The 19,743-nt window shown below is 63.2% G+C and carries 16 protein-coding genes and 2 riboswitches; of the genes, 6 read left to right on the plus strand and 10 right to left on the minus strand.

What is annotated here, in order from left to right; all coding sequences use genetic code 11:
* Positions 1–3 precede the first annotated feature (3 nt).
* Genes ACQRBT_RS24235 through ACQRBT_RS24255 form a run of 5 tightly spaced genes read right to left on the minus strand, consistent with a single transcriptional unit; the run spans position 4 to position 3,833 of the window.
* Positions 4–834 carry a DUF2797 domain-containing protein gene (locus ACQRBT_RS24235; RefSeq protein ID WP_090371477.1) on the minus strand — a complete coding sequence of 277 codons (831 nt, stop codon included), beginning with the start codon at positions 832–834 and terminating at the stop codon, positions 4–6.
* Positions 831–1,091, minus strand: a complete 261-nt coding sequence (locus tag ACQRBT_RS24240) for a YeaC family protein (RefSeq protein WP_060757109.1) — start codon at positions 1,089–1,091, stop codon at positions 831–833. Before ACQRBT_RS24240 ends, ACQRBT_RS24235 begins: the two co-directional genes overlap by 4 nt.
* Before the next feature lie 14 nt (positions 1,092–1,105).
* Positions 1,106–1,975, minus strand: coding sequence for a rhomboid family intramembrane serine protease (locus ACQRBT_RS24245; protein WP_412046817.1), 870 nt, complete (start codon positions 1,973–1,975; stop codon positions 1,106–1,108).
* Entirely contained in the window at positions 1,972–2,946 is a 975-nt protein-coding gene (locus tag ACQRBT_RS24250) for a metallophosphoesterase (protein WP_372241686.1), read from the minus strand. Before ACQRBT_RS24250 ends, ACQRBT_RS24245 begins: the two co-directional genes overlap by 4 nt.
* Positions 2,943–3,833 (minus strand): NAD(+) kinase, encoded by an 891-nt coding sequence (locus tag ACQRBT_RS24255; RefSeq protein WP_003217892.1) that lies wholly within the window; start codon positions 3,831–3,833, stop codon positions 2,943–2,945. Before ACQRBT_RS24255 ends, ACQRBT_RS24250 begins: the two co-directional genes overlap by 4 nt.
* 145 nt (positions 3,834–3,978) lie before the next feature.
* Here ACQRBT_RS24255 and ACQRBT_RS24260 point away from each other — a divergent pair, with 145 nt between their 5' ends.
* Complete coding sequence (locus ACQRBT_RS24260) at positions 3,979–4,926, plus strand: DUF1853 family protein (protein WP_411983895.1); 948 nt, start codon at positions 3,979–3,981, stop codon at positions 4,924–4,926.
* Between the two features lie 211 nt (positions 4,927–5,137).
* Here ACQRBT_RS24260 and ACQRBT_RS24265 read toward each other — a convergent pair whose 3' ends face one another.
* From ACQRBT_RS24265 to cobW, 4 genes are read right to left on the minus strand one after another with little or no spacing between them, the layout of a single operon-like run.
* Complete coding sequence (locus ACQRBT_RS24265; RefSeq protein WP_412046816.1) at positions 5,138–5,740, minus strand: vWA domain-containing protein; 603 nt, start codon at positions 5,738–5,740, stop codon at positions 5,138–5,140.
* A 53-nt stretch (positions 5,741–5,793) separates the two neighbouring features.
* Positions 5,794–6,792, minus strand: coding sequence for an ATP-binding protein (locus ACQRBT_RS24270; protein ID WP_244383711.1), 999 nt, complete (start codon positions 6,790–6,792; stop codon positions 5,794–5,796).
* Positions 6,792–10,553: a cobaltochelatase subunit CobN gene (gene cobN / locus ACQRBT_RS24275; protein ID WP_412046815.1), complete on the minus strand. Its 3,762-nt coding sequence runs from the start codon at positions 10,551–10,553 to the stop codon at positions 6,792–6,794. The genes ACQRBT_RS24270 and cobN overlap by 1 nt, the downstream gene beginning before the upstream one ends.
* 3 nt (positions 10,554–10,556) lie before the next feature.
* Positions 10,557–11,624 carry a cobalamin biosynthesis protein CobW gene (cobW, locus tag ACQRBT_RS24280; protein WP_090371491.1) on the minus strand — a complete coding sequence of 356 codons (1,068 nt, stop codon included), beginning with the start codon at positions 11,622–11,624 and terminating at the stop codon, positions 10,557–10,559.
* 94 nt (positions 11,625–11,718) lie between these two features.
* Positions 11,719–11,918, minus strand: a riboswitch (cobalamin riboswitch).
* Between the two features lie 41 nt (positions 11,919–11,959).
* Positions 11,960–12,164: riboswitch (cobalamin riboswitch) on the plus strand.
* Positions 12,165–12,263: 99 nt separating this feature from the next.
* Here cobW and ACQRBT_RS24285 point away from each other — a divergent pair.
* The 4 genes from ACQRBT_RS24285 (at position 12,264) to cobM (ending at position 14,374) form a co-directional block, all read left to right on the plus strand.
* Positions 12,264–12,452 (plus strand): CbtB domain-containing protein, encoded by a 189-nt coding sequence (locus ACQRBT_RS24285; protein ID WP_412046814.1) that lies wholly within the window; start codon positions 12,264–12,266, stop codon positions 12,450–12,452.
* An 11-nt stretch (positions 12,453–12,463) separates the two neighbouring features.
* Positions 12,464–13,168, plus strand: coding sequence for a CbtA family protein (locus tag ACQRBT_RS24290; protein ID WP_412046813.1), 705 nt, complete (start codon positions 12,464–12,466; stop codon positions 13,166–13,168).
* Positions 13,165–13,557: a cobalamin biosynthesis protein gene (locus ACQRBT_RS24295; RefSeq protein ID WP_198761889.1), complete on the plus strand. Its 393-nt coding sequence runs from the start codon at positions 13,165–13,167 to the stop codon at positions 13,555–13,557. The genes ACQRBT_RS24290 and ACQRBT_RS24295 overlap by 4 nt, the downstream gene beginning before the upstream one ends.
* Before the next feature lie 70 nt (positions 13,558–13,627).
* Positions 13,628–14,374, plus strand: a complete 747-nt coding sequence (cobM, locus tag ACQRBT_RS24300; RefSeq protein WP_244383714.1) for a precorrin-4 C(11)-methyltransferase — start codon at positions 13,628–13,630, stop codon at positions 14,372–14,374.
* Positions 14,375–14,583: 209 nt separating this feature from the next.
* On the opposite strand, the gene nfuA is transcribed toward cobM, so the two are convergent.
* Positions 14,584–15,168 (minus strand): Fe-S biogenesis protein NfuA, encoded by a 585-nt coding sequence (gene nfuA / locus ACQRBT_RS24305; protein WP_060757121.1) that lies wholly within the window; start codon positions 15,166–15,168, stop codon positions 14,584–14,586.
* A 168-nt stretch (positions 15,169–15,336) separates the two neighbouring features.
* On the opposite strand from nfuA, the gene ACQRBT_RS24310 reads away from it, so the two are divergent.
* The gene (locus ACQRBT_RS24310) at positions 15,337–19,728 is read left to right on the plus strand and encodes an SET domain-containing protein-lysine N-methyltransferase (RefSeq protein WP_412046812.1); all 4,392 of its coding nucleotides are present in this window, start codon (positions 15,337–15,339) and stop codon (positions 19,726–19,728) included.
* The last annotated feature ends 15 nt before the right edge of the window (positions 19,729–19,743 follow it).

A 19,743-nucleotide genomic window follows, 5' to 3' on the forward strand; every position in this document is an offset into this window, starting at 1 on the left:
CTTCTACTGATGCACGGCGAGCTGGTAGGCCGTGTATTTGCGAATATTGATAACGCCGGTATCGAAGATCAGGTATTGGCCCTTGATCCCCAGCAGCGTGCCTTCGGCAATCGGGTTCTTGTCCAGGTTGAAACTGACGATCTTGGCGGGATATTGCTCCACCGGGTAGCGGATTTCGATGGGTTCGATGTCGGTCACCGGTTGGATGGCCTGCAGACCGAAGCGTTCCTGCAAACCGAGCAAGCCGTCGGCGCAGGCGCTGAACAGTTCTTCGCGCACCTGCTTGAGGTCGACCGACTGGGCGTCACCCTTGAGCAGCGCGCGCCAGTTGGTCTTGTCGGCCACTTGGCTGCGGAACAGGTCTTCGACGAAACCCGATTGCTGGCGGGTGGCGACGCGCATGATCGGCAGCGCCTGGCTCGCGCCCTGGTCAAGCCAACGGGTTGGCAGTTGAGTGGCACGGGTGATGCCGACCTTGATCCCCGACGAATTGGCCAGGTAGACCACATGGTCGGTCATGCAGAATTTTTCGCCCCAGCCTGGATCACGGCAGGTGCCGGCGTCGTAATGGCAACGCTCGGGGCTCATGATGCACAGGTCGCACTGGGCCAGTTTGGTCATGCACGGGTAGCAGTAACCCTGGCTGAAACTGGTCTTGGTCTTGCGGCCGCAATGGCTGCAATGGATGGCGCCGAGGTATTCCAGGCGCACGTGAGTACCGATCAACGGGTTGACCGGCACCTCGGTATCACCCAGGCGAAACGCATACTGAACAGTCGGCTCACCAAGTTGCGCCGACATTTTGCTGACTGCACCGCGACCAATTTCAATCAATGGATCGCATCCGACTTGAACAGGATGTTCGGCACCGGCGCCGATTTGGACGCGCATTCCTGCGGGCCCATATAGCCGGTGCGCTGGTCTTCCGGCAGGTTCTGGATTTCCCAGGCGATCACCGCCTGCAGGGACAGTTCGCGCTGCTCGTCGGTGAGCTTGCGGCCATCGGACCATTTGCCGATTTCCACGGCGAGCTTGAGGCTCTCGTAGATATCCGGGGTGATGTTTTCGATCATTTCAGCAAAAGAGGACATAAGGCTCTTCCTTATCAAATAGACGCTTTGCGACGGCTGTACAGCCCGCCCAGCAAACCTGTCAGGCAACCGATGGCCAAGCCGCCCACGTGGGCCGCGTTGGCGATTTCGCCGAAGCCGATCATCGAGACCAGCCCCGACATGCAGAGCACCAGCCATATCAGCATCATTGCCAGCACCCCACGGGGCAGGCGATAGGCCGGGTTGGGCGACAATAACTGGAAGATCCAGCAGTGCCCGAGCAGGCCATACAACACACCGGACAGCCCGCCGAACAGGCCCGGGCCGCCATAGGCATATTGTGCGTAATTGGAGACCAGGCTGAACAACAGGGTCAGGCCCAGCAGGTTGATACTGCCCTGGCGCACCTCGACACGGCGCCCCAGCTCCCAATACCACATGCCATTCATGGCCAGGTGCAGGATGCCGAAGTGGATCAGCATCGGCGTGACCAGCCGCCACCACTGCCCTGCGGCCAGGCTGTCGGCCAGCGGTGTGAACTGAATGTATTCGCCCATGACCCGGAACGGCAGGAAGGTCAGCCAGGCCATGGCTTGCAGGTTTTCACCGAGCAGGGTCACCGCGCCCACGATCATGCTAGCCAACAGCACCAGCGCGGTCACCGGGCTCATGCGCAGTTGCTGGACAAAGCCTGGGCGGGTGACGGGCGCCTGCTCGGGAATGTCCAGTTGCTGGTCCGGATCACCGGCGGGAAAGCGCTGATACAACACGCGCACGTCGTCGCTGATGCTCTCGGGCACCCACAACACCTGCTCACCGCCCTCCTCGCTGACTCGATGAGGCACCTGCATGCGTTGCAGCAGTTTGACGAAACCACCCAGGTCGGCGCTCAAGGGCAAGCGCAATACAGCAACGGTGCTCATGCAATAACCTCAGGCCGCTCAACGTCGACCCATACAAATTTACGGGGGTCCAGCCGGGTTTCCTGGTCCAGTCGATACGCCACCAGCTTGCCGTACAGCACCGCACTGTAGTCCAGGCAGGCCAGGTTCGGGCGGATCGGCGCCGGTTTGCCGCTGCGCCAGTAATGGCCGACGAACAACAACGGCTCGTCGACGCCATAGCGCAGCAGGGAGTTTTTTTCAGTGGACGATAACGGCGTGCGCGCCACCGGCTCTGGCAAGGCGTCGGGCTGGAACACAATGTCGCCGTAGGTCTTGGGGTCGTCCTCCCAGAACTTGGTGCGAAAGAACGAGCGCGTCAGGCCGTCGCCACCGGTCAGCGTCAGCCCATCGGGCAGGCGCATATCGGTGCCACGCAGCAGGCGGTCGAAGGCGTTGCAGGCAAAACTGCCGGGCACGGCGGCGGCCTGCAGGAAGTGCTGGTCGATGCAGCCGTCCGGGAAAGTCGCCCGCAACGGTTGGATAAAACTGTCGTCCCAGCACGCATGCACCACGCGAAAACGCCCGGCATCGACAAACAGCGGCATGTCATAGAACCAGCCAAGGAAGTCATGCCAGTCGGCCGGGTGATGCTCGAACTGGGTCAGGGTCTCATGGATCAAGCGTGCATGCCGTGGGTTGTGCTCACGCACGAACTGCTTGCCACTGCCTGGCGGTGCCGCGGTGGTCCAACCCAGTGCGTTGAACTCGTGATTGCCCATGACACACAACGCCTGGCCGGCCTCGGCCATGTCGTGGACGATATGCAACGCCTCGCGAATGCGGGGGCCGCGGTCGATGATATCGCCGAGGAACACCGCCATACGCGTGGGATGGCGCCAGGTGCCGCCCTGCTTGTGGTAACCCAGCCGGTCGAGCAAGTGCTCGAGGGTATGGGCGCAACCGTGCACGTCACCAATCAGGTCGTAGCTACGCGCGGGATCGAGCATCAGTCGCCTCCACCCCCCAAGCGGCTGCCCCAGCCCAACTTGGTGCGGCACACTTCGTAGTAGTTGTGATCCAGCGGGTGGATCAAGCGCAACTTCTGTGCCTTCTTGCTCACCGTGATGGTGTCACCGGGCGCGCAGGTAAAATGGTTCTGCCCGTCGCAGGAGACTTGCGGGTAGATCTGCATGTCTTTGGATACCACGATCTTCAGCTCACTGTTGCCATCGACCACAATCGGCCGGCTGGACAACATATGGGGGTACATCGGCACGATCACAATGGCATCGAGCTTGGGATGCATGATCGGGCCACCGGCTGAAAGCGCGTACGCCGTGGAGCCGGTGGGCGTGGCGACGATCAGGCCGTCGGCCTTCTGGCTGCACACGAACTGGCCGTCGATATACAACTCGAACTCGATCATGCGCGTGGATTTGCCCGGGTGCAGCACCACGTCGTTCAGGGCATCGCCCTGGCCGATGGCTTCGCCGTGGCGGCGCACTTCGGCTTGCAGCAGGAAGCGGTTTTCCACCAGGTAATGGCCGTCGAGCACCTTGGCCACTTCGACTTCCAGCTCATCCGGGCGGATATCGGTCAGGAAGCCCAGGCTGCCCCGGTTGATCCCCAGCACCGGCACGTTATGCCGCGCCAGCGCCCGGGCCGCGCCGAGCAGGCTGCCGTCGCCGCCGACCACGATCACCATGTCGCACACTTCGCCGAGCATCTTGCGCGACGAGGTTTGCAGGCCATGGCCCGGCAGGATTTCAGCGATAGTGTCTTCGAGGATCACGTGCAGGTGGCGTTCCAGCAGGAACTTTTTCAGCCGGCGGACGGTGTCCAGCACCTGGGTACTGCCCAGACGACCGATAATGCCGATATTGCGAAATTGCTCCATGGGGCTCCTGCGGGATGTAGGGTATGGCGAAAAACAACGATTATGGGCGAAAGGCCGCGCCAGGCAAAACCCTTTGTCGCTGCCCGACCATGATGACAACGGTTCTCAGCCACCTGCCCGGTGCGTAAAAGGCTATGCTCGGACCATGACGGTATTCCCTGACTTGCATCATTTACCCCGCCAACTGCGCCACCCCGAGGTGCGCGACCTGGCGTGGGTGATCCTGGCCCCGCCGATGCTTGCGCAAACGCCCTGGCCTCAGCGTCACCCATTGGCCGGCAGCGACTGGGTGCAGGCGCCCGATCGGCTGGAACACTGGTTGCGCACTCTCGATCAAGACAGCAGCGCCTTGCAGCATTGGTTGAGCCTGTCACGCACCCGGCGCCTGGGCCTCTACTACGAACGCCTGTGGCAATTCGCCGTGCAACACGCGCCGGGCGTGGAGCTATTGGCGGCCAACCTGCCGATCCGCCGCGCCGGGCACACCCTGGGCGAGCTGGATATGCTGTTGCGCGACCGCGATGGCGTGCACCACCTGGAACTGGCGATCAAACTTTACCTCGGCCCCCAGCACGGCAACGGCCAGGACACCGCGCAATGGCTAGGCCCTGGGTGCCACGACCGGCTGGACCGCAAACTGGCGCACCTGGCTCAACATCAATTGCCGATATCGGCCAAAGCCGAGAGCCGCGAAGCCCTCGCTACGCTGGACATCCAATGCCTGGAGGCGCATTTGTGGCTGGGGGGTTACTTGCTGTACCCCTGGCCCGGCCAGGCCGAGCCGCCCCACGGCGCCCATCCGCAGCATCTGCGCGGGCACTGGCTGCATCAGCGTGACTGGCGGGATTTTTCCAGCGCAAGCCCAGCCGGTCGCTGGCAACCCCTGCCACGCCACGCATGGCTGGCGCCGGCACATTACCCCGCGAGTGAAGTGTGGAGCGTGGAACAGATGCACCACTGGCTGGCCGACCTGGACCCGATGGCGCCGGCACAGTTGTTGGTGCGGCTGGTGCAAACCGGCGAAGACTGGGAGGAAGCCGAGCGCCTGTTCCTGGTAGCGGATCTCTGGCCCAACGTGCCAGGGAGTCTGTAGTGAGCGGGCTTGCCCTAATGCCAGTCAGTTAAGCGATAAAGCGGGCGATGAATAAATTGTCGGAGGGGCGGTGCGACGATTCGACTTGCTCCCGATAGGCCGCGCAGCGGCCTCAAAAATGGGCCTGCTACGCAGTCCATCGGGAGCAAGCCCCCTCCCACAGTGACCGCGTTAAGCCTTAACTGACTGGCATTAGGGCTTGCCCCGCTCACTACAAGTGATCGATGTGGCGATACTCCAACTGCAAGCCCGTCGCCAGCTCCTGGGCCCGACCCAACCTGATGGGCCCACGCTCGATATCCACCAGCCAGCCCGGACACTCCAGCGACGGCAAACCGGCAACCGTCTTGAGCCGCCCATCGGTAATCACCAACAAGCGCTGCTGCTCGGCAGGATAGCGCTTGCGCCGCTGCGCCAACCAATTCCCGGCCTCGATCAGTGCCGCCATTAACGGCGTACCGCCACCGGCACCCAGTTGCTCCAGCCAACCTGCGAGGCTCTTGGCCGCTTTCAGCCCCTGCACCTGCCACTTCGGCGACTGCCCGCTGGCCGTCAGCAACGCCATGCGCGCGCGCTGTCGGTAGGCGTCTTCGAACAGTTGGGCCAGCAAGCCCTTGGCGTCGCTTAATGCGCGATGACGCCGCGTGGACGCCGAGGCATCGACAATCACCAACCACAACTCATGCGCCGACCGGCTACGCAGATGAAACAGCAAGTCCTCGCGCGCTTGCGGGCGACCACCGAGCAAGGTGCCCGGCCAATTGACCGCCCCCTGCTGAGCGCTGCGCGCCCTGCCCTGCGCGCCTTTGCCCACTCGCCCCGCTTTGGGCCGGGCATCCGCCCCCGCGTCCAGTCGAGGGCGAATGCCTAGGGCTTTTTTGGCCAGGCCGCCACATCACGGCGCGCACCCGTGGGCAGTGCTGGTGCAGGCATATCGCCCCACTGGCCTTGGCCAGGAGAAGGATCGGACTGCTTGGGCGACTGGCCCTGATGGGGAGGACCGGCAGGCGGTGATTGCTCCTGACGGCGATGGCGCAAGGCAAATTCGGCCACGGCGTCGATATCTTCGTCGGCGATGGCATCAGCCCCTCGCCAAGCGGCATGCGCCCTGGCGCCGCGCAGCCAGACAAGGTCGGCACGCAAGCCATCGACACCCGCCGCAAAACAGCGCTCGGTAATCTTTGCCAGTGCCTGGTCATCCAGCGCGATACCGTCTAGACGCGCCCGGGCCTGGGTGCAACGTTCACGCAACTCGGCCTGTTGCCCGGCCCATTGCGCACAGAAGGCGTGAGGATCGCGGTCAAAGTCCAGCCGACGCCGAATGATCTGCCCGCGTTCGGCGGGCAAGGTTTGGCCGCTCAACGCCACATTGAAGCCGAATCGATCGAGCAACTGCGGGCGCAGCTCACCTTCCTCCGGGTTCATCGTGCCGATCAGCACAAAGCGCGCCGAATGCCGATGGGAGATGCCGTCTCGCTCGATCAGGTTGGTGCCGCTGGCAGCCACATCCAGCAGCACGTCCACCAGATGATCCGGCAGCAAGTTGACTTCATCGACGTACAACACGCCGCCATCGGCCTTGGCCAACACGCCGGGGGAAAACTGCGCACGGCCTTCGCCCAGCGCGGCGTCCAGGTCCAGGGTGCCGACCAGCCGCTCTTCAGTAGCGCCCAACGGCAAGGTGACGAACTGACCGCTGGCCAGCAAATCCGCCAGGCCACGGGCCAAGGTGGACTTGGCCATGCCGCGCGGGCCTTCGATCAGCACGCCGCCGATCTTCGGGTCGATGGCCGCCAGGCACAGCGCCAGTTTCAATGCATCGGCGCCGACCACGGCGGCCAGTGGGAAATGTGGCGTATCAGTCATCAGCTGTCTTCTTCTATATCCAGCAACAGGTTTTCCAACGCCTCGCGATACGCACCCGGCTCCTGCCACAGGCCGCGCTGCTGGGCTTCAAGCATGCGTTCGGTCATGTCGCGCAGCGCGGCCGGGTTGTGCTGCTGCACAAAGGCCCGGGTGTCGGGGTCGAGCAGGTAGGCGTCGGCGAGCAAGGCGTATTGATGATCATCGATCAGCGCCGTCGTGGCGTCGAAGGCGAACAGATTGTCCACCGTCGCCGCCATTTCGAAGGCACCTTTATAACCGTGGCGTTTGACCCCGTCGATCCACTTCGGGTTGGCGGCACGGGAACGGATCACCCGGTTCAACTCTTCCTTCAAGGTACGGATCTTCGGCAAGTCCGGCTGGCTGTGGTCGCCATGGTAACTCGCGGCTTTGGCGCCACTGAGGGTTTCCACGGCGGCGAGCATGCCGCCCTGGAACTGGTAGTAATCGTTGGAGTCGAGCAGGTCATGCTCGCGGTTGTCCTGGTTCTGCAACACCGCCTGCACCTGGCTCAAGCGCCGAGCGAACTGTTCGCGGGCGGCGCTGCCTTCATCCGAGCCACCATAGGCGTACGCCCCCCAATTGAGGTAAACCTCGGCCAAGTCCTCGCGGCTTTGCCAGAGGCGACCGTCAATGGCGCCCTGCACGCCCGCGCCATAAGCACCGGGCTTGGCGCCGAAGATCCGCCAGCCGGCCTGCCTGGCTGCGGCCTCTGCGTCCAGGCCCGAGCTGAGCAGCGCCTCGCGCTCGCTGCGCACCTTGGCCGCCAGCGGGTTCATATCGTCCGGTTCATCCAGGGCGGCCACCGCCTGCACCGCCGCGTCGAACAGGCGGATCAGGTTGGCGAAGGCATCACGGAAGAACCCGGACACCCGCAACGTCACGTCGACCCGTGGGCGATCCAACAGGCTGATCGGCAGGATTTCAAAGTCATCCACCCGTTGGCTACCGGTAGCCCACACCGGGCGCACACCCATCAGCGCCATGGCCTGGGCGATATCGTCGCCGCCGGTGCGCATGGTCGCCGTGCCCCATACCGACAGGCCGAGCTGACGCAGATGGTCGCCGTGATCTTGCAGGTGTCGCTCCAGAATCAGGTTGGCCGACTGAAAGCCAATGCGCCAGGCCGTGGTGGTCGGCAGGTTGCGCACATCCACCGCGAAGAAATTGCGCCCAGTGGGCAGCACATCCAGGCGCCCGCGACTCGGCGCACCGCTGGGGCCGGCCGGTACGAAGCGACCGCCCAGAGCATCGAGCAAGCCGCGCATCTCGGCCGGGCCGCAGCTATCCAAGCGCGGCGCCACCACCCAGCGCAGGCTCTCGATAACCGCCTTCACGTCCTCCCAGCCCGGTTCTTCCAACTGTTCCAGCGGACCTTCCAGCGCCTGCTCGATCAACCGCGCCGCATACAGTTCCAGGCGTTCACGCGTATCGCCGGCGGTGCGCCACAACTGCGCGTCGAGCGCCTGCAAGACCTCGGGCCGGCGCCCGGTCCAGGGCTCGGCCAAGGCACAGTCGAGGGGGTCAAAGCCCAATTCGAAAGCCTTGGCCAATACGCGCAACAGGCTCGATTGCGGACCACGGCCGTCGCCACGCGGGATACGCAACAACGCCAGCAAGGTGTCGATACGCAGGCGGCCTGCGGGAGATTCGCCGAAGACATGCAGGCCGTCACGGATCTGCGACTCCTTCAAGTCGCACAGATAGGTGTCCAGGCGCGGCAGCCAGACGGCCGCGTCCACGTCGCTGCCCAACGCCAGCTCCTGGTCGATACGGGTTTCGCGCACCAACTTGAGGATGTCTTTCTGCAGTTCCAGTGCGCGGCGCGGGTCAAGCAACTGCGCCTCGTAATACTCATCCGCCAACAACTCAAGGTCACGCAACGGACCATAGGTTTCGGCGCGGGTCAGCGGCGGCATCAAGTGATCGATGATCACCGCCTGGGTGCGCCGCTTGGCTTGGGCGCCCTCGCCCGGGTCATTGACGATAAACGGATAGATATTCGGCAGCGGCCCCAACAATGCATCAGGCCAGCAGGTTTGCGACAGGCCCACGCCCTTGCCCGGCAGCCATTCGAGGTTGCCGTGCTTGCCCACATGGATTACGCCGTGGGCGCCATAGGTATGGCGCAGCCAGAAATAGAACGCGAGATAGCCGTGGGGCGGCACCAGGTCAGGGTCGTGGTACACCGCGCTGGGGTCTACCTGATAGCCCCGCGCAGGCTGGATCCCGACAAAGGTCAGGCCCAGGCGCAGGCCGGCGATCATCAGGCGGCCATCGCGGCACATCGGGTCGTTATGAGGTGGCCCCCAACGTTCCAGCACGGCCTGGCGGTTGGCTTCGGGCAAGCGGTCGAACATCGCCTGGTAATCGTCCAGGCCCAGGCTCTGGTGGCAAGGGCGCAGGTCGAGGCTGTCCAGATCGTTGGTGACGCCGCCCAGCAATTGGTGGATCAGCACGGTGCCGCTGTCCGGCAACGCGTGCGGCAGCGGGTAGCCTTGCGCTTGCAGCGCACGCAGGATATTCAGCGCCGCCGCTGGGGTGTCCAGGCCCACACCGTTGCCAATGCGCCCGTCACGGGTCGGGTAGTTGGCGAGCACCAGTGCAATACGTTTCTGTGCATTCGGCACCCGCGCAAGCTCAACCCAACGGCGTGCCAGTTCGGCGACAAAGTCCATGCGCTCAGGGGCTGCGCGGTAGCACACCACGTCCGACTGGCTACGCTCGCTGCGCCACGCCAGGTCCTTGAAACTGATCGGCCGGCTGATGATACGCCCGTCCAGCTCCGGCAAGGCAATGTGCATCGCCAGGTCGCGTGGGCCGAGCCCCTGTTCGCTGGCCTCCCAGCCCGGCTGGTTGTCTTGCGCGCAGATCGCCTGGATCACCGGGATATTGCGGCGAAACGGGTATAAATGCGGGGCTTCGGGGCTGGACTGGGCAAAGCCGGTGGTGTTCAGGATCACCGCTGCGCTGACTTCGTCCAGCCAGTCCTCGACCACCGCCAGGCAGCCGGGCTCCTTCAGGCTGGCCACCGCCATCGGCAACGGATTAAGCCCCGCCGCCTGCAGGCGCTGGCAGAACACGTCGATAAAACCGGTATTGGCCGCCTGCAAATGGGAGCGGTAAAACAGCACCGCCGCCACCGGCAACTCAGGGTTCCACTGCGGCTGCCAGTCATTAAGGCAGGCGTTGGCGTGCTGGGGATGATAAATCGCCGTGCGCGGCAACAGCTGCGGCTCGGCCCAGGCGTAATCGCGGCCCAGGTACGTACTGGCCAGGCAGCGATAGAAATCCAGGGCATTGCCCAAACCGCCTTGGCGCAGGAAGTGCCAGAGGCGGTCGCGTTCTTCCATGCCGACGGTGCTCAACCCACTGAGTTCCGGGTCCGGGCGATCATCGCCGGGTACCAGGATCAATTGCACACCACGCTCGGCCAACTCCACTAACCGCTCAATGCCGTAGCGCCAATAACCGATGCCGCCGTGCAACGAAATCAGGATGACCTTGGCGTGGCGCAGCACCTCATCGACATACAGGTCAACCGAGGCGTGATTCTGCACCTGCATCGGGTTGGCCAGGCGCAAGCTCGGGTAATCGTCGGGTAACTGCTGCGCCGCTTCGGCCAACAGCGCCAGGCTGGAATCGCCGCTGCACAGGATCACCAGTTCGGCGGGGGTTTGTCCAAGGTCGGCGATATTGTCGTCCGAGACGAAACCACCGGGCTGGGTCCTGAGCAGGTGCATGGGTCAGACGCTGAGGGCGGCGCGCAGTTGCGCTTCGAGACCCGCCGCATCCAGCTCCTGGCCGATCAGTACCAGGCGCGTGGTCCGCGCTTCATCGGCGCCCCAGGCACGGTCGAAGTGCTTGTCAAAGCGCGTGCCTACGCCCTGGATCAGCAGGCGCATGGGTTTATTCGCAATCGCGGCGAAGCCTTTGACGCGCAGGATGCCGTGTTGCACTACCAACTGAGTCAGGGCGTCGAGCAACAGCGCTTCGTCGGTTTGCGGCAGGTCGATGGAGATGGAGTCGAAGGCGTCGTGATCATGGTCGTGATCCTCTTCGCCGTCGTGGTGGTGATCGTGATGGCTATGCCGACCGTCAATGTGTTCTTCGGAGCCGGCACCCAGGCCGATCAGCACGTCCAGCGGCAAGCGGCCGCTGCTGGCTTCGATGATCTTCACCGCCGGCGGCAACTCCTCGGCCACTTCCAGGCGCACACGGGCCAGATCTTCGGGGTTGATCAGGTCGGTCTTGTTGAGGATCACCAGGTCGGCGCTGGCCAGTTGATCGGCGAACAGCTCGTGCAGCGGCGATTCGTGGTCCAGGTTCGGGTCCAGTTTGCGCTGGGCGTCCACTTGGTCCGGGAAGGCGGCGAAGGTGCCGGCGGCCACGGCTGGGCTGTCGACCACGGTGATCACCGCGTCAACCGTGCAGGCGCTGCGGATTTCCGGCCACTGGAAGGCTTGCACCAACGGCTTGGGCAGGGCCAGGCCGGAGGTTTCGATCAGGATATGGTCGAGGTCGCCGCGCCGCGCCACCAATTCGCGCATCACCGGGAAGAACTCTTCCTGCACCGTGCAGCACAGACAGCCGTTGGCCAGCTCGTAGACGCGGCCATTGGCTTCTTCCTCGGTGCAACCGATGGAGCACTGCTTGAGGATTTCACCGTCGATCCCCAGTTCACCGAACTCGTTGACGATCACCGCGATACGACGGCCCTGGGCGTTGTCGAGCATATGCCGCAGCAAGGTGGTTTTGCCCGAGCCGAGAAAGCCGGTAACGATGGTGACGGGGAGTTTGGCCAGTGTTTTCATCGGATGCCCTTTTGGGGCGGGCAGACGGGACGACAGGCCCTGCGGCGGCGCGCAGCAGCGGATTTCGTCACCGGATCACCCCGCCCGGTTGAATTGGAAAATCGGTTGCGAGGCAGGTCTCCTGGCTTGGGGCTTGCGGGTCTTGCGACCGGCGCCGGCTGCGCCTTCCCGCGTTATCGGCAGTGGCGTGGCAGTCAGTTGAACCCTTCACAGTTGCGGGGGCAGCCGCGGCTTGAACCGCGTTCCCTTCTTAGCTCCGGCCTGGGCCGAAGAACCTCGAAGATGCAAGGCTACAGGGGCACGACCAATTTGACTACCGTCGCCCTGCATGCTTTCCTACGTGTCTTGTTTCGGGTGCCCTGCAAAGGGTGAAACGGGAAACCGGTGAGCCATCTATGGCAAGTCCGGTGCTGCCCCCGCAACGGTAAGCGAGCGAAGTGTCACAGCCACTGTGCGAATGCATGGGAAGGCGATGCTTTCAGGCCTCTGTGCAGAGTGCCCCTCGCGAGCCCGGAGACCGGCCCGAAAAATCAGATAACAAACCCGCGGTGGGCGGGCGCTGTTCAGAACTCTGCGGGCCTGGCTCGCGGGGTTTGCATGCGCTCGTGTCACCCTGAAACCGAAGAAAAGGGACGCGCCATGTCGATCATCAGCAGCACTTCGCACGCCACCAGTGGCACTTCTACCTTGAGCCAACGCCTGACGGCCGCCATCGGTGCGTCGATCCTCGGCGCGTGCCTGGTTTACTTCGCCGGTTTCTCGCATATCGAGGCGGTGCATAACGCCGCGCACGATACCCGCCACAGCGCCGCGTTCCCGTGCCACTGAGACCTGTCGACATGATCAAGCGTATTGCGCAAACCGCAGGTTTCACCGGCTTGCTGGCCGCCTTGCTGCTGACCTTGCTGCAAAGCTTCTGGGTCGCCCCGCTGATTCTGCAGGCGGAGACCTTTGAAAAGGCCCCGGCGACGGCCGAAGTCGCCCATGAACATGCCGCAGGCGCCGCCGCCCACACCCACGATGCCGAGGCCTGGGAGCCTGAAGACGGTTGGCAGCGTGTGCTGTCTACCACCGGGGGCAACCTGGTGGTCGCTGTCGGTTTCGCGCTGATGCTGGCCGGCCTCTACACCTTGCGCGCGCCTACCCGCACGGCGCAGGGCCTGCTGTGGGGCCTGGCCGGTTACGCAACGTTCGTACTGGCCCCGACCCTGGGCTTGCCACCCGACTTGCCGGGCACCGCCGCGGCAGACCTGGCCCAGCGCCAGATCTGGTGGATCGGTACCGCCGCCTCCACCGCTGCCGGTATCGCGCTGCTTGTGTTTGGCCGCAGTTGGCTGCTCAAAGTGTTGGGCGTGGCGATCCTGGCCGTGCCCCATATCATCGGTGCGCCGCAGCCGGCAGTGCATTCGATGCTGGCCCCGGAGGCCCTGGAAGCGCAGTTCAAGATTGCCTCGCAATTGACTAACGTGCTGTTCTGGCTGGCCCTGGGCTTGATCAGCGCCTGGTTGTTCCGGCGCAATCGCGACGGCCACTACTCGGCATGACCTTGGTGGTCGGCCTGGGTTGCCAGCGGGGCTGTGAGGTTCACGCCCTGCTGGCGCTGTTTGACGCCGCCCTGGCCGAGGGCGGTATCGAGCGCCAGCAGGTCACGGCACTGGCGAGTATCGATCACAAACAGCATGAACCGGGATTGCTCGCGCTGGCCGAACAGTTGGGGTTGCCCTTACGCTGTTTCAGTGCGCAACACCTGGCGACGTTTGAACACCGTCTGAGCCATAAATCCGCGATTGCCTTTGCCCATACCGGCTGTTACGGCGTTGCCGAAAGCGCCGCCCTGGCCTTGGCCGAGCAGCTCGCCAACGCCCCTGCCCGCTTGTTGATCAGCCGCCGAAAATCCCCCCAGGCCACCTTTGCATTGGCGTGCGCCGGCTGAAATCCCGATAATTGCCCTCCTCGATCATGAACAATCTTCATGCTCGCCCGTTTTTCAACAGGAACTCCCCATGACCGTCTACTTCATCGGCGCAGGCCCCGGCGACCCGGAACTGATCACCGTCAAAGGCCAGCGGCTGATCCGCAGCTGCCCGGTGATTATCTATGCGGGCTCGCTGGTGCCGGCGGCGGTATTGGAAGGTCATCAGGCGCAAACGCTGGTCAACAGCGCCGAATTGCACCTGGAGCAGATCATCGAGCTGATCAAGACCGCCCACGCCAACGGCCAGGATGTGGCGCGGGTCCACTCGGGCGACCCCAGCCTGTATGGGGCGATTGGCGAGCAGATCCGGCACTTGCGCGAGTTGGGCATCCCCTTCCAGATCATTCCCGGGGTGACCGCCGTGGCGGCGTGTGCGGCACTGCTGGAAACCGAGCTGACCCTGCCGGATATCGCCCAAAGCGTGATCCTGACCCGCTACGCAGATAAAACCAGCATGCCGGCCGGGGAAGACTTCGACAGCCTGGCCCGCCATGGCACCACCCTGGCGATTCACCTGGGGGTCAATCATCTAGAGAAGATCGTCGCCCAATTGCTGCCGCACTATGGCGCGGATTGCCCGATTGCCGTGGTGCACCGGGCCACCTGGCCGGATCAGGATTGGGTGGTGGGTACGTTAGCGGACATCGCCGAGCAGGTTGCGCTCAAGGGCTTCCGGCGTACGGCGCTGATTGTGGTGGGCCGGGTGCTGGCCAATGACGGGTTCAGTGAGTCCTCGCTGTACCGCGCAGGTCACGCCCACCTTTATCGCCCCTGAATGCACGGCGGACCAAAATGTGGGAGCGGGCTTGCTCGCGAATGCGCAATGTCAGTCAGCGCCTTGGTGACTGATACACCGCAATCGCGAGCAAGCCCGCTCCCACAGTTGATCTTATTTGTTAGATAGTTCTCGTAATTATCTGAATTTCAAGCATAAAAAACGGCGCTCACGGGGCGCCGTTTTTTTGTCCGCAGTGAACACCTTACTCAGTAGTAGGCGTTTTCTTTCTGCGTGTGGTCGGTCACATCGCGCACACCTTTAAGCTCCGGGATACGTTCGAGCAGCGTGCGCTCGATCCCTTCACGCAAGGTCACGTCCGCCTGGCCGCAGCCCTGGCAGCCGCCGCCGAACTTGAGTACGGCGATACCGTCATCCACCACGTCGATCAGGCTCACCTGGCCGCCGTGGCTGGCCAGCCCCGGGTTGATCTCGGTTTGCAGGTAGTAGTTGATACGCTCGTTGACCGGGCTGTCGGCGTTGATGTTCGGCACCTTGGCGTTGGGCGCCTTGATGGTCAACTGGCCGCCCATGCGGTCGGTGGCGTAGTCGACCACGGCGTCGTCCAGGAAGGCTTCGCTGAAGGCATCGATGTACGCGGTGAAGCTTTTCAGCCCCAGGGCGGTGTCTTCCGGCTTCTCTTCGCCAGGCTTGCAGTAGGCGATGCAAGTCTCGGCGTACTGGGTGCCGGGCTGGGTGATAAAGACGCGGATGCCGATACCCGGGGTGTTCTGCTTGGACAGCAGGTCAGCCAGGTAATCGTGGGCGGCGTCGGTAATGGTTATGGCAGTCATGGAAACTCCTCACAGGCTTGCCGCCAGTTTACGCCAATCATCGAGGCGGTACAAAGTCCTAGTATTTTTGTCGGAAAAGTCACCAACATACCGGTAGGTATCTATATAGGTCCCGGCCCGGCAGCGCCTGCCTAACATCGGGTTTTACCGACTCGGCCGAGACCCGCCATGGACCCACTATCGTTATCGATTTTTTGCAGAAAACGCCCCGCCCAACTCGACACCCTGTACCACTTGATCGACGCAGTCACCCCGCTGGCCAGCTCCGCCTCCAGCGCAGCGGCTGCCAGCCTCTATTACCGCCCGCTCCCCGGTTCCGAGCTCGGCCGACAATGCCAGGCCGCGTTTACCACGCTGCAAAAGCTGGAGGCCGACGAGGACTTTGTCGAATACCTACACAACCGGCAACCCTCCCAGACGCCCTACACCGACACGCTGCTGGACTCCCTCACCGCCCTCGTCAACACCCCCAGGCATCCAAAACCTCCCATCCCGGAGGTTTTCACGCTGTGCAATCAACCCGTGGTACTGCGCGATATCCCCACCTACTGGACGATGGATGCCGAGGTGCTATTGGCCATCCTCCATCGCGTTGGCGACGGGCTCAAGAGTGACGGCTCGGTGCGCTTCGATCTTGCGCTCAAATATTACGGCCTGGTCCCTCACAGCCCGACCACGCCCGCGCAATGGAGCACGCTGCTCGACACGCTACGTGAATGCTGCGCGCTGCTCGCGCTGGGGCACGCAGATTACAGCAACGACCTGGAGTCGCTGCTGGGCGACGCCGGCGATGCAATCATCGTCGGCGTGACGCGTGCGCTGGAAGAGGAACACGGCAAATCGCTGTTCAGCCACATCCTTCCCGACACGTTTTTTGCGCCGCAGCAAAAGCTGGCCCGCAGCCAGCCGACGGTACTGTTAAGCGAATACCTGCATCAGCCCCACAGCCTCGAGGTCGGCCGGCGGATCGTCAGCGCACTCGACTGGTTCGGCGCAGACCCCACTCAGGACTGTCCTCGGGCAGTGCTGGTCAAACTCGTCTGGCGCGCCCTATGGCTGAGCATCAAGCCCCACGACACCGCCCAGTACGACAACGAACTCAACCGGTTGATCGCACCGTGCGCCAGCTACGCGCAAATCCGTGAGTCCCTGCTGCACGACTACCAACGTGAGTTGGGCGTCGACGCCCATGGCGCGGCGCTGGTGCTGTGCGTCGCCAAGGCGCACATCGCCAGCGAGGTATGGGTCGACGGCATTCCCGATGAGCTGTCCTACGGCACCACCAGTGCCTGGGTGCATTTCAAAAGTGGCTTTCTCCTTGCCGAATGCCTGGAACCCGGCGCGTCGCGTGTTTTCACCTTTGATGAATTGCACAACCTTTCAGCCGAGTACTTCCGGGCCTGCGAGGGCGATACCAGGCGACAGACGCTGGTGACCCTGGCCAGATTACCGCCGACCCTGCACTGGGCGCAGGCCAACGGTTTGCTGCCCGTGCAAAAGCAGCGCTATACCCCGGAGCAAGTGACCCAGGCAGTTGCGGCACTGGAGCGCCACGAGCGTGAGGTGATCGAGGCTATCAAGCAAATTGTACTCAGGCCGCCGGGACGCGCACAGTTCAGCAGCGACCAAGCCCATGACACGGCGTTCTATGCCTATCTGCAAACCCCGAAAGCCGCCTATAAGAAACTGATCAAGACACTGCTCGCGCAAATCCCGCCGTCTGTCGGCGATATCGAGCGCGACGAAGTCCGCGTCTATGCATTGCGCGAGCCGCTGCGCGACGTCGAAGCCAACTTCGAGACCCCACGTCGGACCTCCGCCGTACGTGGCCGCACGGGTTTCATCCTGCGCCTGAGCAACCCGCGTCTTGCGGACACTGCGTGTTACATCGAAGTGTTTCCCGCCCTTGGCGTGATTCGTGTACGCGATGACATTCGCAGCCTGCTGATTGGTGGCGTGGTCAAGACCCAATCCATCGGCGCTGCCACCCGCCGCGGCAAAGGTACCTTTCGCTGCGGTACCTTGCTGGCATTCGACTGGCCGGCCTACCGCAATGGCGCAACGCCCAGGCCCGGCCAGCACCATACGCTGATCGCCGAGCCGGTTGGCGAGGTGCTGGCACCGCTCCATCGACCCGTCAGTCAGGTGTCCCGCGCCACCAACCACCTCTATGGGGCACGCGCTGAAGCGTTGGCGCAAATGATCGCCGAGCAACATTTTTTCTGCGACGAAGCGACGTTGCTGGAAAACATCCGCGAAGCCACCAAGGTGCTGGACATCGGCGAGTACCTCGTCGAACGCATGGTGTTCTGGGGAAAAATCCTCGTGCCGTTCTGGGGGGCAATCGAGGACCTCAATTCCAGCGACCCGGAACGCGTAGCCCTCGGCGGCTTGGGTTTTTTTGCGGATATCGTTGGGTTCGCCCTGCCCATTGGCAAATACGTGGCCGGCAGTGCACGGGTGATGGTGCAGTCCGGCCGGGCCGGGATTCGCCTGGCGCTGCCCGCGCTCAAGACCCTGACACGGCAGTTGATCATCCAGGTGTTGGACGAACTGAACCCACTTAGCGCCCTGCCGACCTTGTTGCAGATGGGCCATTACTATTCGCTCAAATTGTTCTACAAGACCTTGAACAAGCTGGGCGAATGGGCGGACGAGATGATTCCCGCCAGCCGCTTGATTCCGGTGAACCCCGCAGGCTGGGCGCCACGACAAGCCGGCGACCGGCTGTTTGTAGTGGCAGACACGCCCAATGTGCCGCTGCGCAATGTCGGCAGCACTGCGCAGCCGGACTGGCGCTTGATTGACGCTGCCTCGGACAGCGTTTTCGGCCCACGCTTTCGCGAACCGGTCACGGTCATGAGCAACAGTGACCCGCACATCAGCCGCTATGCGGTGTCAGCCCACTGGATCAGCGGGCTCAAGCCGGATTCCCGGGGGATTTTCCACCGACGCGAGTATGGTCAGGCGTTTGTCTGCAACATCGATGAGCGCGGCGAGATCGCCGTTTATCAGATCCGCGAGCATTCCTACGGCTACCTCAAGGAAATCGCCGAAGGGAGCGCAAACAGTTTTACCGTCGCCCTGATCAACCCGAAAACCAATCGGGACTTGGGTATCAGGCTGTCCTCGGTGCAGCCCGGCCATTGGTTTTCAAGCCCGACAAGGCTCGCGGGCGGCGCGCCGGATGGCCTGAATGTGCTTACGCCGCCGACCTTGCAAAAGTGGTCGGCCTTCTCCGAGATGGCCCTGAAACTGGCGGCGGACGCCTTCATCAAAAAGCACAATCTCGACCCGGCGGCGTTTCACCAGTTTGTGCATATGCGCGGCGAACTGCGCGGTCGCGGCCAGGAAATGCTCGATCAAGCCAACCGCGCTCGGGTGCCCGTAGCCTTGAAAAACCTGCAACGCTGGCGGCGCATGCCCCAGGCGATGCGGGTCAAGCGCACCCGCGAGGGCTATGCCCACGATCACAACCTCGACCCGCAGGCCTTTATCGACCATGTCAATATGGACGGCTCATTCACGCCACTTGGCAAAGTCCTGGAAAAACACAGCCTGCAGCAGTCGTTCAGCCCGCTGACCCGGCAAGACCTGGAGGATTGGCACCGCCTGCACGCCCAGGCCCAGGCCCAGCCGCATCGTTCTATGGAACACTTCCTCGACCAGCGTAATCTGAACCCGGTGAAATGGCGGCAGTATGTCGAGGACAATGGCCAGTTGACCCAGGCCGGGCGCCTGGCGGTATTTTTTGACCAGCCCCTGCCCAACACACCGCTGGCGCGCAAGCGCACAGTGCCGGCGCCGGCCGCCAGTCCCTCCAAGGATTCCACCACCCAGACGTCGCCGCGTGAACCCGACACTGAACAGCCTACCCTCGCCGCCAAGCGCAGCCGTACGCACTACGACGCCGATCGCCCCGATGGGCACCAGATCAACAACGCCGCGCCGATCCTGCAAGACCCCTACAACGTCAACCGCAGCCTGACGGCAGAGCTGGAGGGCGCGGTGGAGCAGATCAGGATCACCAATGACTGCGGCCTGTTCGACGGGCTCAGGGAGCCCAAGCGCCAGCGGGTGATCGAGGCCGTGACGGAAGACATCCAGGATTGGATCACCAAGGAAGGCCGTCACCATGACCTGCTGAGCGAACTGTTCGAGGTAAAAAAACTCGACGACGGCCCGGAGCGCGGTTACTCGCTGGTGGCGCGGCGCGATATCCAGCATTTTGATGTGTTGGGGCCGTACACCGGGCGCCTGCATCTGAACGATGCGTCGCTCAGTGCCGATATTCTTGAGCATGGCATGCAGCGGGTGTCCGACTATTTATTCCAGACCGCCACCGAGGGCGCGACGATCAGCGGGCATGGCAACAGCAATATGCTCAGCCTGATCAATACAGGCCAGATGCCCGGCGCGCCACGCGTGGGCAACGACAATGTGGCGGCCGTCTATGCCGGGAAATACATGGTCTTCCTGATCGCCAAGGACGACATCCGCGCCGGCAGTGAACTGCTGATGGACTATGGCCCCGCCTACTGGCAGCGCCCATCCTCGTAGGGTCAACGATAGCGC

This window comes from Pseudomonas sp. R19M, from assembly GCF_050312585.1.
GTDB lineage: Bacteria > Pseudomonadota > Gammaproteobacteria > Pseudomonadales > Pseudomonadaceae > Aquipseudomonas > Aquipseudomonas palleroniana.

What these genes read in the sequence shown, in the direction of transcription:
- ACQRBT_RS24240 (WP_060757109.1), bottom strand. Translation starts at nt 1,091, where the DNA reads ATGTCCTCTTTTGCTGAAATGATCGAAAACATCACCCCGGATATCTAC.
- ACQRBT_RS24245 (WP_412046817.1), bottom strand. Translation starts at nt 1,975, where the DNA reads ATGAGCACCGTTGCTGTATTGCGCTTGCCCTTGAGCGCCGACCTGGGT.
- ACQRBT_RS24255 (WP_003217892.1), bottom strand. Translation starts at nt 3,833, where the DNA reads ATGGAGCAATTTCGCAATATCGGCATTATCGGTCGTCTGGGCAGTACC.
- ACQRBT_RS24260 (WP_411983895.1), top strand. Translation starts at nt 3,979, where the DNA reads ATGACGGTATTCCCTGACTTGCATCATTTACCCCGCCAACTGCGCCAC.
- ACQRBT_RS24270 (WP_244383711.1), bottom strand. Translation starts at nt 6,792, where the DNA reads ATGACTGATACGCCACATTTCCCACTGGCCGCCGTGGTCGGCGCCGAT.
- cobN (WP_412046815.1), bottom strand. Translation starts at nt 10,553, where the DNA reads ATGCACCTGCTCAGGACCCAGCCCGGTGGTTTCGTCTCGGACGACAAT.
- cobW (WP_090371491.1), bottom strand. Translation starts at nt 11,624, where the DNA reads ATGAAAACACTGGCCAAACTCCCCGTCACCATCGTTACCGGCTTTCTC.
- ACQRBT_RS24285 (WP_412046814.1), top strand. Translation starts at nt 12,264, where the DNA reads ATGTCGATCATCAGCAGCACTTCGCACGCCACCAGTGGCACTTCTACC.
- ACQRBT_RS24290 (WP_412046813.1), top strand. Translation starts at nt 12,464, where the DNA reads ATGATCAAGCGTATTGCGCAAACCGCAGGTTTCACCGGCTTGCTGGCC.
- ACQRBT_RS24295 (WP_198761889.1), top strand. Translation starts at nt 13,165, where the DNA reads ATGACCTTGGTGGTCGGCCTGGGTTGCCAGCGGGGCTGTGAGGTTCAC.
- cobM (WP_244383714.1), top strand. Translation starts at nt 13,628, where the DNA reads ATGACCGTCTACTTCATCGGCGCAGGCCCCGGCGACCCGGAACTGATC.
- nfuA (WP_060757121.1), bottom strand. Translation starts at nt 15,168, where the DNA reads ATGACTGCCATAACCATTACCGACGCCGCCCACGATTACCTGGCTGAC.
- ACQRBT_RS24310 (WP_412046812.1), top strand. Translation starts at nt 15,337, where the DNA reads ATGGACCCACTATCGTTATCGATTTTTTGCAGAAAACGCCCCGCCCAA.